Annotated in this window: 12 protein-coding genes; 10 read left to right on the forward strand and 2 right to left on the reverse strand. The window is 37.2% G+C overall.

What is annotated here, in order from left to right:
* Position 1: 1 nt before the first annotated feature.
* The 6 genes from BUE24_RS01080 (at position 2) to murA (ending at position 6,355) form a co-directional block, all read left to right on the forward strand.
* Positions 2–2,155, forward strand: a complete 2,154-nt coding sequence (locus BUE24_RS01080) for a xanthine dehydrogenase family protein molybdopterin-binding subunit (protein WP_073312720.1) — start codon at positions 2–4, stop codon at positions 2,153–2,155.
* A 7-nt stretch (positions 2,156–2,162) separates the two neighbouring features.
* Entirely contained in the window at positions 2,163–3,224 is a 1,062-nt protein-coding gene (locus BUE24_RS01085) for an XdhC family protein (protein ID WP_073312722.1), read from the forward strand.
* The gene (locus BUE24_RS01090; RefSeq protein ID WP_073312723.1) at positions 3,214–3,840 is read left to right on the forward strand and encodes a nucleotidyltransferase family protein; all 627 of its coding nucleotides are present in this window, start codon (positions 3,214–3,216) and stop codon (positions 3,838–3,840) included. Before BUE24_RS01085 ends, BUE24_RS01090 begins: the two co-directional genes overlap by 11 nt.
* A gap of 67 nt (positions 3,841–3,907) precedes the next feature.
* Positions 3,908–4,192: a DUF493 family protein gene (locus tag BUE24_RS01095; protein WP_073312725.1), complete on the forward strand. Its 285-nt coding sequence runs from the start codon at positions 3,908–3,910 to the stop codon at positions 4,190–4,192.
* 158 nt (positions 4,193–4,350) lie between these two features.
* Positions 4,351–4,989: a DUF4290 domain-containing protein gene (locus BUE24_RS01100; protein WP_073312726.1), complete on the forward strand. Its 639-nt coding sequence runs from the start codon at positions 4,351–4,353 to the stop codon at positions 4,987–4,989.
* A 49-nt stretch (positions 4,990–5,038) separates the two neighbouring features.
* Positions 5,039–6,355 (forward strand): UDP-N-acetylglucosamine 1-carboxyvinyltransferase, encoded by a 1,317-nt coding sequence (murA, locus tag BUE24_RS01105; RefSeq protein ID WP_073312727.1) that lies wholly within the window; start codon positions 5,039–5,041, stop codon positions 6,353–6,355.
* Positions 6,356–6,411: 56 nt separating this feature from the next.
* On the opposite strand, the gene BUE24_RS01110 is transcribed toward murA, so the two are convergent.
* Complete coding sequence (locus BUE24_RS01110) at positions 6,412–6,897, reverse strand: SLATT domain-containing protein (RefSeq protein WP_139241889.1); 486 nt, start codon at positions 6,895–6,897, stop codon at positions 6,412–6,414.
* A 231-nt stretch (positions 6,898–7,128) separates the two neighbouring features.
* Complete coding sequence (locus BUE24_RS01115) at positions 7,129–9,015, reverse strand: ATP-binding protein (protein WP_084549349.1); 1,887 nt, start codon at positions 9,013–9,015, stop codon at positions 7,129–7,131.
* Between the two features lie 238 nt (positions 9,016–9,253).
* On the opposite strand from BUE24_RS01115, the gene BUE24_RS01120 reads away from it, so the two are divergent.
* The 4 genes from BUE24_RS01120 to BUE24_RS01135 all read left to right on the forward strand — a co-directional run bounded on the left by BUE24_RS01120 (position 9,254) and on the right by BUE24_RS01135 (position 13,883).
* Positions 9,254–9,826 (forward strand): Crp/Fnr family transcriptional regulator, encoded by a 573-nt coding sequence (locus BUE24_RS01120; protein WP_073312730.1) that lies wholly within the window; start codon positions 9,254–9,256, stop codon positions 9,824–9,826.
* Positions 9,827–9,981: 155 nt separating this feature from the next.
* Positions 9,982–11,796, forward strand: coding sequence for an acyl-CoA dehydrogenase family protein (locus tag BUE24_RS01125; protein WP_073312731.1), 1,815 nt, complete (start codon positions 9,982–9,984; stop codon positions 11,794–11,796).
* 41 nt (positions 11,797–11,837) lie between these two features.
* Positions 11,838–12,614, forward strand: a complete 777-nt coding sequence (locus BUE24_RS01130; RefSeq protein ID WP_073312747.1) for an SDR family NAD(P)-dependent oxidoreductase — start codon at positions 11,838–11,840, stop codon at positions 12,612–12,614.
* Positions 12,615–12,659: 45 nt separating this feature from the next.
* Positions 12,660–13,883 (forward strand): acyl-CoA dehydrogenase family protein, encoded by a 1,224-nt coding sequence (locus BUE24_RS01135; RefSeq protein WP_073312749.1) that lies wholly within the window; start codon positions 12,660–12,662, stop codon positions 13,881–13,883.
* Positions 13,884–13,895 lie beyond the last annotated feature (12 nt).

The raw sequence follows: 13,895 nt of genomic DNA on the forward strand, positions 1-13,895 counted from the left end.
AATGAAACAAATCGTATCATCTTCTTTTAGCAGGAGATCATTTATAAAAACTTCGGCATTAGCTGGGGGAGGAATGTTAATTGGGTTTAACTTATTTCAAGCATGTAAACCCGAAGCTACTCCGCCCGTTGATGTGTCACAATTGAACTTTAACGACTTTAATGCGTTTATCAAAATAGCAGATAATGGTATGGTAACTATTTTTTCTCCTAATCCCGAAATAGGACAAGGAGTAAAAACATCGATGCCAATGCTTATTGCAGAAGAGCTGGATGTGGCCTGGGATAATGTACATGTAGTTCAGGGAGCACTGGATACCAAAAATTTCACACGTCAAGTAGCAGGGGGGAGTCAATCATTGCGATTTGGTTGGGAGCCTTTGCGCCAAACCGGAGCCACAGCTCGGCAAATGTTGATCAATGCTGCTGCGGCGAAATGGGGAGTAGATCCTTCAACATGTACTACAGATAATGGAGTGATTACCAACACCAATGGAGATAAACTGGGATATGGAGAAGTGGTAAAACAAGCTGCAACACTTCCTGTTCCAGAGAATGTAACTCTGAAAGATCCTAAAGATTTTAATATCATCGGGAAGGATATTCAAAATGTAGATATCGACAATATCATTACCGGGAAACCGCTCTTCGGATTGGATTATAAAGAAGAAGGTATGATGTATGCCGTAGTGTTACGACCTCCTTCTTTTGGAAAAACTTTGAAAGATTTTGATGCATCAGGAGCCAAAGCTATTTCTGGAGTTCAGGATGTGATCAAATTTGGAGATAAGATTGCTGTGTTGGCTAACAATACCTGGACCGCGATGAAAGGTAAAAAGGCGCTAACTGCCAATTGGGAGTCTGATGCGAAGCTAGAAAGCACTGAAGGACATGATAAAATCCTTACAGATCTATTAAATGGTAAGGAGTTCAATACCATGAGAGCTGATGGTGATGTGAAAAAAGCATTTGCAGAAGCGGATCAAGTAATTGAGAGAACGTATGATTCACCTTTCTTACCACACAACTGTATGGAGCCAATGAACTTTTTTGCGGACGTAACTGCAGATAAAGTGCGTTTGGTAGGACCTATACAAACTCCTGCGGGTACCGCCAGAAGAGTTGCAGAATTGTTGGAGAGGGATCCAGAGCAGGTTTCGGTAGAAATGACTCGTATGGGAGGAGGTTTTGGAAGGCGATTGTATGGAGACTTTGCCTTAGAAGCCGCCGAAATTTCTAAACTCGCTCAAAAACCAGTAAAAGTTGTGTATTCTCGAGAGGATGATATGAGTGCAGGGATTTATCGTCCAGCTATAAAGTATAGAATTAGTGCATCTGTCAAAGATGGTAAGATCACAGGATATCATCTCAAAGAAGCTTCTATCAACTCTAATATGTATGGTCTTATTCCTAATTTTTTCCCGGCAGGAGCTGTTGATAATTATCAGGTAGACGTAGCCAATTATCAAAGTAAGATAACCACAGGAGCTTGGCGTGCGCCGTACACCAATTTCTTATCATTTGCAGAGCAGAGCTTCTTTGATGAAATAGCAGAAATTTTAGAGGTAGACCGAATTCAACTTAGATTAGATTTACTTCAAAATGTAAAGGGGACTACAGATGATAGAATCCAATATTCTCCTGAACGTCTCGAAAATGTAATTAAAGTAGCTGTAGATAAATCTGGATGGGGTAAAGCTCAAGAAGGAGTTTACCAGGGGTTTAGTGCCTATTATTGTCATAACACTCACGTGGCAGAAGTTGCAGATGTAGTATTAGAAAATGATGTGCCCGTAGTCAAAAAAGTGACCTGTGTGGTAGACTGTGGAATTGTAGTGAATCCTTTGGGAGCAAAAAATCAAATAGAAGGAGGAGTGCTAGATGGTATTGGTCATGCCATGTATGGAGATTTCTCTTTTACGGATGGAGCACCAGATGCCAAAAACTTCAATGCATATCGTTTAATACGTATGAATGAAACTCCAGTAGTAGAAACGCATTTTATTGAAAACGATATTGCGCCTACAGGTTTAGGAGAACCTGCGTTACCTCCTGCAGGAGCAGCAGTGGCAAATGCCATAAAAGCCGCAAAAGGAATACGTTTGTATAAGCAGCCTTTTGTAAAACATATGAATGTAAAAGCGCCGCTAGGATAGTCTATTTATGACACACGAGTTTAAAGAAATTATTCAGTCATATCAAATTGCGAAACAGAAAGGCATTCCTGCTGTTATGGCTACGGTAGTAGATGTAGAAGGTTCATCGTATCGTAGACCTGGAGTAGGAATGCTTATCCTGAAAAACGGTAAAACCGTTGGAGCAGTGAGTGGAGGATGTGTGGAGAAAGAGGTTTTGAGACAATCTCAATCTGTTTTTGATACGCATATTCCCAAAATAATGACTTATGACGGTAAATACCGTTTGGGTTGTGAAGGATTACTGTATATTCTTATTGAGCCTTTTGATATTGACGATAATGGATTGCAATCCATAGAACAACGTCTTTTTTCCAGAATTCCGTTTCAAATCAATTCTATTTTCTCAAAAGAGATCACTCAAGGCTCTTTTATGAGATCAATCCTTACTTTTCATAATGGCGAGAAATTTAGTTTTTATCAATCTTCGGGAGAAGTAGTTCCCGTCCTTCAGGAAGATGAATATGAGAGTTTTGAAAGAGAAATGCTTCCTTGTTTCCGGTTAGTTATTATAGGAGCAGAACATGATGCTGAGGCCTTGTGTGCACTCTCTAATGCAACCGGGTGGGAAGTCGAGGTGATTTGTTCTCCCAACGCTCCAAAAGAGCTGTCTGATTTTCCGGGAGCTACAAAAATACATGCTTTGGCACCAGATTCACTAGAAATAACACATCCTGATCTACAAACGGCAATAGTATTGATGACTCACAATTTTGCCAAGGATTTGTTGTATTTACAAAAGTTAAAGGATCTGCGAGTAGCCTATATCGGATTACTTGGACCGGCCAGACGTAGAGAAAAACTGTTATCCGCTTTGATAGAATATTTCCCAGATCTGGATGATGAATTTATGGAAATCATTCATGGACCAGCAGGGTTAAATCTTGGAGCAGAAACACCACAGGAAATTGCAATTTCTATTATTGCAGAGATCCTTTCGGTAATCAGAAATCAGGAGCCCATACCTTTGCAAGCCAAAAAAGGAGCCATACATGATGATCCTAAAAGAAAAAAACTAGATGCTATCTAAATCTGAGAACGGCATTACTCATGTCATTCTTGCTGCTGGAGCTTCTACAAGAATGGGAGAGCCAAAACAACTATTACCCTGGAATTCCTCCACGCTTATTGAACATGCTATTGCGCAATCATTAGCCGTAAACAATAATAAAACTTTTGTTGTTTTGGGAGCTCATTACGATTTGATTTATCAAAAAATAAGTCACTTACCTATTGCTATTATTCATAATCTAGATTGGGAATCTGGTATGGGTTCTTCAATAAGCAAGGCGATTACTGTTATTTTACAGGAAAATACATCTTGTGATGGTGTTTTAATTTCGTTAGCAGATCAACCTTTAATAGATGCTAAACACTTGACATCCTTGACACAAATTTTTGAGCAGCAGAAACATAAAATCGTAGCATCTGGTTTCGAAGGATTATACGGTGTACCAGCTATTTTTTCTAACAACATTTTTAAAGAATTGCAGGAGTTGAACAAGGATTTTGGTGCTCGAAAGATTATAAAGAAATACAAGGATGCTTTAGCTGTTGTTGATGCATCTGCTATAAGCGTAGATATAGATACTAAAATACAGTATAACGAAATGATAGCAAGACATTTTCCTAAAGGAAATAATTAGTTTCTCTGCTTCGGTAATGTAAATCTTAAACCTTATCTTTGGCCAAAATTTTGCTTAGGATAAGAATATGAAAGATTCTGAAGAATTTTATAAAAAATTAAAAGCGCAATTGGCCGATACAGCATTATGGCCAACTACATATTTATACAAGTTTATTGTTCCTACAGAAGATGATAAAATTCAGCAAATTGAAGCTATTTTTGATAATTTGGGAGCAGTGATCAGTACCAAACAATCTAAGAATGGTAAATACACTAGTGTTTCCATAAATGTAAGGATGAAAAATCCAGATCAGGTTATTCTTAAATACAAAGAGGTTGCTGAAAAGGTAGAGGGAGTCATTTCTTTATAACCTAAAAATCATTAGATCATTTGTTCAAGAAGATAGTAATATCCTCTTTTATTTTGCGTTTTTAAACTAGCATACTTATTTTATTTTAGTATTTTGCGGGACGAATTATTTTTGCTTCACGATAGGAAGAGGATAACTTCACTGTTTATTTACAATTTATGGATATTAATAATTTAGAATACAATACTGAGCGTGAAAAGCTCATTATTCCGGAGTATGGGCGTCATTTACAGAAAATGATTAATCATGCAGTAACGATTGAAGATAGAGACGAAAGGAATAAAGTTGCAAAATCAATTATTGCGGTTATGGGAAATCTTCAACCGCACTTACGTGATGTACCAGAATTTCAGCATAAGCTATGGGATCAATTGGTGATCATGAGTGATTTTAAACTGGATGTAGATGCTCCATTTCCAATTTTAACAAAGGAAAAGCTTCAGGAACGTCCAGAACCGTTGGAATATCCTCAAAACTTTCCAAAATATCGTTTCTACGGAAATAATATCAAGAGAATGATTGACGTCGCAAACAGCTGGGAAGAAGGAGACCTTAAAACTGCCTTGGTATATACGATAGCCAATCATATGAAAAAATGTTATCTCAACTGGAACAAAGATACCGTTGAAGATAGCGTGATATTTGATCATTTATTTGAATTGAGTGACGGAAAGATCAATCTGATCGGAAGTAGTGAAGATCTAACAGATTCGTCAAATTTAATGAGAGGTAAGAAGAAAAAACACTCTAGCGGAGGTAAGAAGAACTATCGCAGCCGAGGAAAGAAAAGATACTAGTTTTTATACAACCCAACTACAATACTAACCACTAATTTTCGACAACTACATGGGGACTTTTCAGATAGAAGGAGGGCATCAGCTTAAAGGAGAAATTACACCTCAAGGAGCTAAAAATGAAGCCCTGCAAATTCTTTGTGCAGTATTACTAACTCCAGATAAGGTAACAATATCCAATATACCAGATATTCGAGATGTGAATAAACTGATCGAAATCCTTAGGAATCTAGGGGTTAAAATTCAAAAACTGGATAAAGGTACGTATACTTTTAAAAGTGATGATTTAAACCTGGATTATCTAGAAAGTGAACGGTTTAAGAAGGAGGGGAGTGGACTTCGAGGATCTATCATGATTGTTGGCCCACTTTTGGCAAGATTTGGAAAAGGATATATTCCTCGCCCTGGTGGTGATAAAATTGGTCGAAGACGACTAGACACCCACTTTGAAGGTTTTATCAATCTAGGAGCAAAATTCCGCTATAATAAGGAAGAACGTTTTTATGGTGTAGAAGCGCCAGAGGGGTTAACGGGTACGTATATGTTGCTGGATGAAGCCTCGGTTACTGGTACTGCTAATATTGTAATGGCGGCAGTACTGGCCAAAGGAACGACTACGATATATAATGCTGCTTGTGAACCCTATTTACAGCAATTGTGTAAGATGCTCAATAGAATGGGTGCAAAGATCTCTGGAATTGGATCTAATTTGTTATCTATAGAAGGAGTAGATGCACTAGGAGGATGTGAGCATAGAGTATTGCCGGATATGATCGAGATCGGATCATGGATTGGATTGGCAGCGATGACCAAGAGTGAAATTACTATCAAAAATGTAAGCTGGGAAAATCTAGGGATTATTCCAAATACATTCAGAAAGCTGGGGATTACAGTAGAGAAATCTGGGGATGATATTTATATTCCTGCGCATAAAGACGGATATCAAATCGAAAGTTATATCGATGGTTCTTTTATGACCATAGCAGATGCTCCATGGCCTGGCTTTACACCAGATCTTTTGAGTATTGTTTTGGTGGTTGCTACTCAGGCCAGAGGAGAGGTAATGGTACACCAAAAAATGTTTGAAAGCCGTTTGTTTTTTGTAGACAAACTTATTGATATGGGGGCTAAGATCATTTTATGTGACCCTCATAGAGCAACTATTATTGGTCATGATTTTAAATCTACTTTGAAGGCTACTACAATGGTTTCTCCAGATATTAGAGCTGGTATCTCTCTATTAATAGCTGCACTTAGCGCAAAAGGTACCTCTACAATTCATAATATTGAACAAATAGATAGGGGATACGAAAATATAGATGAACGTTTACGAGCTATTGGAGCCAAGATCATTAGGGTGCAAGCCTAATTTTATATATCACTAAACAAAAATGCCATTACATTTGTAATGGCATTTTTTGTATGTTATTTCGCAAGATGATGTTCAACTCCGTTATATTTTTTTATAGTTTTAATGGAGATCGGTATAGAGTTTTTTCGAATATCATCCCATTTTATTTTTAATCGCTTGATTTCATTCTGTACGTGTTCTTGATCTTTGGATTCAAAGGTGAGTAAAAACTCAAACTCTTTACGAATTGCAGCGTATTCATTACCAGAATTATGATACTGATTCGCAATTTCCGGTAATTTTAAAAAAGCAAGAACACTGGTCAAAATAGTGGCAATAAGACTGATCAATCCTGTTAGGATCACCAGGAGTTTTTCATTACTGTCTTGTCCAAGTGAAGCAAAAATACTGGACCCCACAATTGCAGATAATACCGCAGATAAAATTCCAATATTTCTATGCTTTCTTCGAGTCGATTCGGCCATGGATAGATGGCATTTTAGAAGAATTTGGGCATCTACTACCCAATTTGTGATTAAATCACGCTGTTCTTGAGTCATGGATTTGATATTTTCTAGATAATCTGATTTTGAAAAAGAAAAACAAATTTGTTCATCATCAAATGACAACAGCTAGTTTTAAGAGCTGGTTTTTTATTACTTCAAAAGTACGAGTATCCTAAAGACGAGATTAAAAGTATAAAAATATTCTAAACTACCTTTTATTTTGAGGGAGATAATGAGTACGCGCCGAATTTAAAAAAAGACAGTTCTTAGTATATAGACAAAGCATTACTCTGTATCATAAGGGATTGTAAAGTAAAAAGTAGATCCTTTATTTTTTTTGCTCTCCACCCAAATTTCTCCATCCAGCATTTCTACATATGCTTTGGCGATAGACAACCCTATTCCTGCACCTTCTAATGCATATCGATCCTCGATGTCTGCTTGTACAAAGCGATCAAAAATAGCTTTTTGTCTGTCTTTGGATATTCCAATGCCCGTGTCCTTTACATAGAATTCTAGATGATTATCTTTTAATTGATATCCAAAATCGATAGCTCCTTTATTGGTGTATTTAATGGCATTTTTAACCAGATTGGTTAATATCGCATTGAATTTTTCCTTATCCGTATGTACAGTAGCCTCATCGTCGCTTAGTCCATTGTTCAATGATAATTTAATATTTTTACTGTCAGTTTCGGGAGTGAAAAATTGATAAAGATATTCTGTTTGATCGTTGATGTTGACTTGTGTATGGTATAACTTTACCTGATCTGCTTCAATTTTGGAAATATCGATAATGTCTTTAATGATGTTCAGCATTCTCGCACCACTTTCCTCTATGAGATCCAGATAGAGCTGCTGTTCATCTCCAGTAAGTTTCGGTTCTTTTAATAGTTCTGCCAATCCCATAATACCATTCATTGGTGTTCGTATTTCATGGCTCATATTTGCCAGAAATGCAGATTTAAGGCGATCGCTTTCTTCAGCTTTTTCCTTTAGTCGACTTAACTCAAGTTCGTATAGCTTTATTTCGGTAATATCAGTGATCGTTCCTACATATCCGATGATCTCTTGTTCATCATTGTATTCTGGAATGGCTTGTCCTAATACCCAAGTAACAGTGCCATCTTCACTAAGAAATCGATATTCTGCCTGAGAATTTTCTCCTTTGCCAGCGGCATCGTACCAACCTTTTTTAAGTTTCTTTCTATCTTCAGGATGCACTGCTTTAAGCCATCCATCATATGAGGCTTCCTCTTGTGACAACCCAGAGATAGAACACCATTTCGGATTTACAAAAGAAGTTTTTCCATCTGCTTTGGTAATGAAAATACCAACAGGAACAAGATTGGTTAATGTGTGATATCTATTTTCGCTAAGTTGTATTGCTTTTTCTGCTACCTCAAACTTTTGTTTATAGGTAAGTGAGTGATAGACGTCTTTAAAACTAAGATAACTGGATTGATAAGTTTCTTTTTCAAAATATTTAAGGTATATAGAAAAAAGAATACTGTAAAAAATACCCATAAAGACCTTAGACACCAGGCCAGAATATAAAATCCTCATGACATCTTCAAAAAACCAAAAAGAGCCTAACGAGAAGAAAACAGCGTCAAAACTCAATACCAAAGTCATGGTAAAAAAGATCCTCAAAAATAAGGATGATATGTACTTGGATATGAATTCAAATAGGAAAATAATCAAAATTGAATCGACAAACAGAATGGCTGTTCCTACAAACAACACAAATACATTGGTGTAGAAAAACTCTGTCGATATATCAAAGGGATTATAACTATATGCTCCTTCTATATTCCAACGAAAAGACAATAGTAAAAAGGATAATAAAAGATTGGCAACCACTAGCGCATAGATAAGTCTTCTGGTGGTAATAGCATCTTCTTTTATATAGGTCATGAGAACCGCAAACAAGGTCGCAGAAAATAATACCGAAGATCCTGGAGAAATTACCAGGGTTTCTGAAATCTCAAAGTAAAGAGTACTGGCTAGAAATACCTGAATGAACTGAAAAAGCCCTAATGAAGTGAATAGTAATCCTAACCCCATTATTGTCCGTAGTCTAAATAGTAGTAGAATTAATGAGGCTACTATTATACCTTGAAATAAAAAAATTGATATTTGATGGTAGTTGATTGCGTCCATAAAATCCATCCATTTAAACGGATAGGGGTATGCATTAGATCATGTTTACACTTAATAAAATTTGATGTCTTACGGATTAGACAATCAAAAGTTAAGTTTTTTTTCCGGGATAACCTCAATATTTTGAGGTATTCTACAAATTGTCAGGTATTAAGGGGCAGAGAATAAGGAGTGATTACAAAAGTAGACAGGCTTCTTTTGCATTTAAAGAAATATTTCGTTTTTTAGTCAAAAACCTAGGTGAACTTTGGAGGACTTAAAAAAAACGATACGATCATATTCTGAGGTAAGTAATTCGGATATGGAATTTGGTCTTCGGTTTTACAAAAAACGAACCTTTAAAAAAGGCGACTTTCTGTTGAAACCAGGACAGTACATCGAGCATTTTTATTTCATGAAGCAGGGGTGTGTTTCCTATTACACTATAGAAAATGGTACTAGCCAGGTTATGGAATTTTATACAGAAGGTTATTTTTTTACTGACCTATACGCTTATATTCAGGAAATACCATCAGCATCTTATTTGGAAGCTTTGGAAGATGTAACTGTATATTCGATTACCAAAGCAGATGTCCAAAAAGTATTCGATCACTCTCATCAATTAGAACGTTTCGGTAGATTATCTATGCAAAGAACATTTGTTATCAATTTTCAACGAATTAATGATCTTAGAAATCTTTCTAACCAAGAACGATACTTGCAATTGCTAAAGAAACGTCCCGAGCTTTTTCAAAGAGTTCCACAATACCTGATAGCTTCTTATCTTGGGATAACACCTGTAGGGTTATCAAAGATCCGTAAAAGATTAAGTGAGAAATAGGTAACTATCACCTTTTATAATGAATGTTTTATTTCTAATAAAAGTTAATACAATTCTAAAATATCGTATTTATTAAACTGGTTTAATAAGAAATTGTCAAATATTCACGAAATTTATTGTGTAGTTAATAACCGACAGTTTAAAAGTATTACGATATGGCCGCACAATATATTGATTTTGAAACTTTAAAATATTTTTTATACGATTTGCATGGATTAGAAGATGTTCTGGAACAAGAGCGTTTTGTTGATCATGACAAAGAATCGTTGGATCTTTTTTTAGAATCGGTAAAAGAATTTTCTGACCGAGAATTATTTCCTTACTTCAAGGAAATGGATGAGAAACCTGCTTACCATAAAGATGGTGCTGTTCATGTACATGAACAGGTAGGTGTGATGATGAAAAAGGGAGGAGAAATGGGATTGATCTCTGGTACCTTTGATTATGATGATGGTGGGTTGCAATTGCCTATGATGGTCTATACAGCCTCAGCATTTATTCAAGATGCTGCTAATAATCATCTACCAGGCTATGTAGGGTTAACCTTAGGTTCTGCTGAATTAATTATACACTTCGCAAATGAAGAACTTAAAAGTACCTATGTACCCAAAATGTTATCCGGAGATTGGGGCGGTACCATGTGTCTTACCGAACCGCAGGCCGGGAGTTCATTATCTGATGTTGTAACAAAGGCAACACCAACCGACGAAGGATATTATAAGATTTCTGGACAAAAGATTTTTATTTCAGGAGGAGATCACCAATATGCGGATAATTTTGTACACTTGGTGTTAGCCCGTATCGAAGGAGCTCCAGCTGGAACCAAAGGGATTTCGTTATTCGTAGTGCCTAAAAAACGTCCAGATGGTAGTGGTGGATTAACACCCAATGATGTTACTACCGTTGCTGATTTTCAAAAACTTGGGCAAAGAGGATATTGTACCACCCACCTTGGATTTGGGGATACTGATGATTGTAGAGGATGGTTGGTAGGAGAAGCTCATCAAGGATTAAAATATATGTTTTTGATGATGAATGGAGCACGAATAGCGGTAGGTAGAGGAGCAGCAGCTATAGCCACTGCAGCTTATCACGCATCTCTTCAATATGCAAAAGAGCGTCCACAAGGACGTAAACTCACAAGTGCAGGTAAAAAAGACTTGGATCAGGGTCAAACTTTGATTATCAATCACCCAGATGTACGTAGAATGCTATTGCTTCAGAAAACAATTTCGGAAGGCTCTTTAAGTTTAGTACTATTAGCTTCAAAATATTATGACTTAAAAGAAACCGTAAAAGACCCTAAAGAAAAAGAGAAGTACAGTCTTTTACTAGAGTTGATTATTCCTATGGTAAAGACATATCCTTCGGATATGGGAGCGCATGCGGTTTCCAATGGATTACAAGTGTTGGGCGGATATGGTTTCTGTACCGATTTTATACTACAACAGTATTATCGAGATATTCGGATTTTTCCAATATATGAAGGTACTACAGGTATTCAGTCTTTAGATCTCTTAGGTCGAAAATTAATCATGGAAAACGGTAAGGCTCTAGAATACCTTACTGCAGAAGTAATGCAGACTATTCAAAATGCTTCAAATTATGATGAGCTACGACCTTATGCAGGAAAACTGGGAGAAAAATTGCAGTTAGCACAAAAGGTGATTACATTTTTAACAGGATTTGCCCAGAAAGGCGATTTTGAACGCTTTTTGGCCGATGCCACACCTTTTATGGAGTTCTTGAGTACGATAACTATGAGCTGGTTATGGTTGGATATAGGAACTCACGCTAAGAAAACATTGGTTACCGGACAAAAAACATATAGTGAAGACTTTTATGAAAGTAAGATTCATGCTATGAAATTCTATTTTAAATATGAATTGCCTAAAGTGAATGGTCTTGCCGAAATTTTGACGGACGAAGAGTCACTTACCATAACAGGAGAGAAAGAAATTTTTCACTAAAAATATTTTAACTCTACACATTTTAAACAACTAATCAATTTATGAGTAGTATACAACCCTTATTTGACCTTTCTAATAAGGTCGCTATTATCACGGGATCAAGTAAAGGAATTGGAAAATCGATAGCCAAAGGATTGGCAGAACATGGAGCAAGCGTAATCATCAGTAGTAGGAGCCAGGAAGCGGTAGATGAGGTGGCAGAGGAATTCAAAAAAGAAGGTTTGGAAGCCACTGGAATTGCTTGTCATATCGGAAAAGCTGATCAACGGGAGAATTTGGTTCAAAAGACAATAGAACAATATGGAGGAGTGGATATATTGGTCAATAATGCAGCGATAAATCCGATTTATGGCCCTCTTGAAGACGCAGAAGAAGGAGTATTCGATAAAATCATGGATGTCAATGTAAAAGCGCCATGGATGTTGTCAAACCTTGCACTTCCATCAATGCAAAAACGAGGAGGAGGAAGCATCATCAACATTGCCTCTGTAGAGGCGCTTCATCCCGGAGCAGGACTTGGATTATACAGTACGAGTAAAGCAGCTTTACTAATGCTTACCAAAAATCAGGCTAAAGAATGGGGTAAATACGGTGTGCGAGCAAATGTGGTTTGTCCTGGGCTTATAAAAACAAAATTTAGTGCAGCCCTTTGGCAGAATGAACAATTACTTCAGAAGATAGAAAAGACATTGCCTTCTGCAAGAATGGGAATGCCCGATGAGATGGCAGGGATAGCCTGTTTGTTAGCATCAGATGCTGGAGCGTATATGACAGGTGGGGTGTATAATGCAGATGGAGGGTATATGATAGCAGGATAAAAGTTTGTCCACCATCAAATACTCTTCTTTTAAATAATTTCACTAATGAATTTTGAATACTCAGAAAATATAATTGCCCTTCAAGAAAAGTTAAATGCTTTTTTTGAGGAACATATACTCCCCGTAGAAAAGGAAGTGACCGCTTTTAATTATGATCCAAAAAATCTTTGGCAGCGATGGCCGGGAATGGAACCGTTGAAGGAAAAAGCTAAGGAAGCAGGTCTATGGAATCTTTTCTTACCAAAAAGCTACAAAGAACTAAGCCCAGGACTAACGAATCTTGAATACGCTCCTTTGGCAGAGATCATGGGACGTGTATTGTGGTCCTCAGAGGTGTTTAATTGTAATGCGCCGGATACCGGTAACATGGAGGTGCTGGCCAAATATGGAACCAAAGAACAGCAAGAACAATGGCTGCAACCTTTGATGAATGGTGATATTCGTTCTGCATTTTTGATGACAGAACCTCAGGTAGCGTCATCGGATGCTACAAATATCGAAACTTCGATCACTAGAGATGGAGATCATTATGTGATTAATGGTCGTAAATGGTGGTCGTCAGGAGGGATGGACCCACATTGTAAGATCGCCATTGTGATGGGTAAAACCGATCCAAATGCGGCGCGCCATCTACAACAAAGTATGATTTTGGTACCTATGGATACTCCAGGACTTAAAGTGATACGACCGTTATCTGTCTTTGGATTTTATGATTCTCCAGAAGGGCATGCCGAAATAGTGTTAGATAATGTACGTGTATCTAAAGAAAACCTGATACTAGGAGAAGGAAGAGGTTTTGAAATTGCACAAGGTCGTTTGGGACCGGGACGTATTCATCATTGTATGCGTTTGATTGGGATGGCACAAAGATCTTTAGAATTGATGTCTGAACGTGCCGCAGAACGTATTGCTTTTGGTAAAACTTTTAAGGATTTCAGCAGTATTCGACAAGAAATAGCATTGTCTCAGTGTGAAATAGAACAAGCTCGTTTACTTACGCTTTCCGCAGCAGACAAAATGGATCGAGAAGGTAATAAAACCTCAAAGGATTTGATAGCAATGATTAAGATTGTAGCTCCTAATATGGCACTCAATGTGATTGATAGGGCAATGCAAATACATGGAGGTAAAGGAGTGGGGCCGGATACTCCGTTGGCACATTTCTTTGTTGCAGCTCGTATGTTACGTCTGGCCGATGGCCCTGATGAAGTTCATATGTATCAATTAGGAACAAGTATCATTAAGAAGTATACAAAGACTTCAATTTAAAATTTTAGCGAT

The organism is Aquimarina spongiae (assembly GCF_900141785.1).
GTDB classification, from domain to species: Bacteria; Bacteroidota; Bacteroidia; order Flavobacteriales; family Flavobacteriaceae; genus Aquimarina; species Aquimarina spongiae.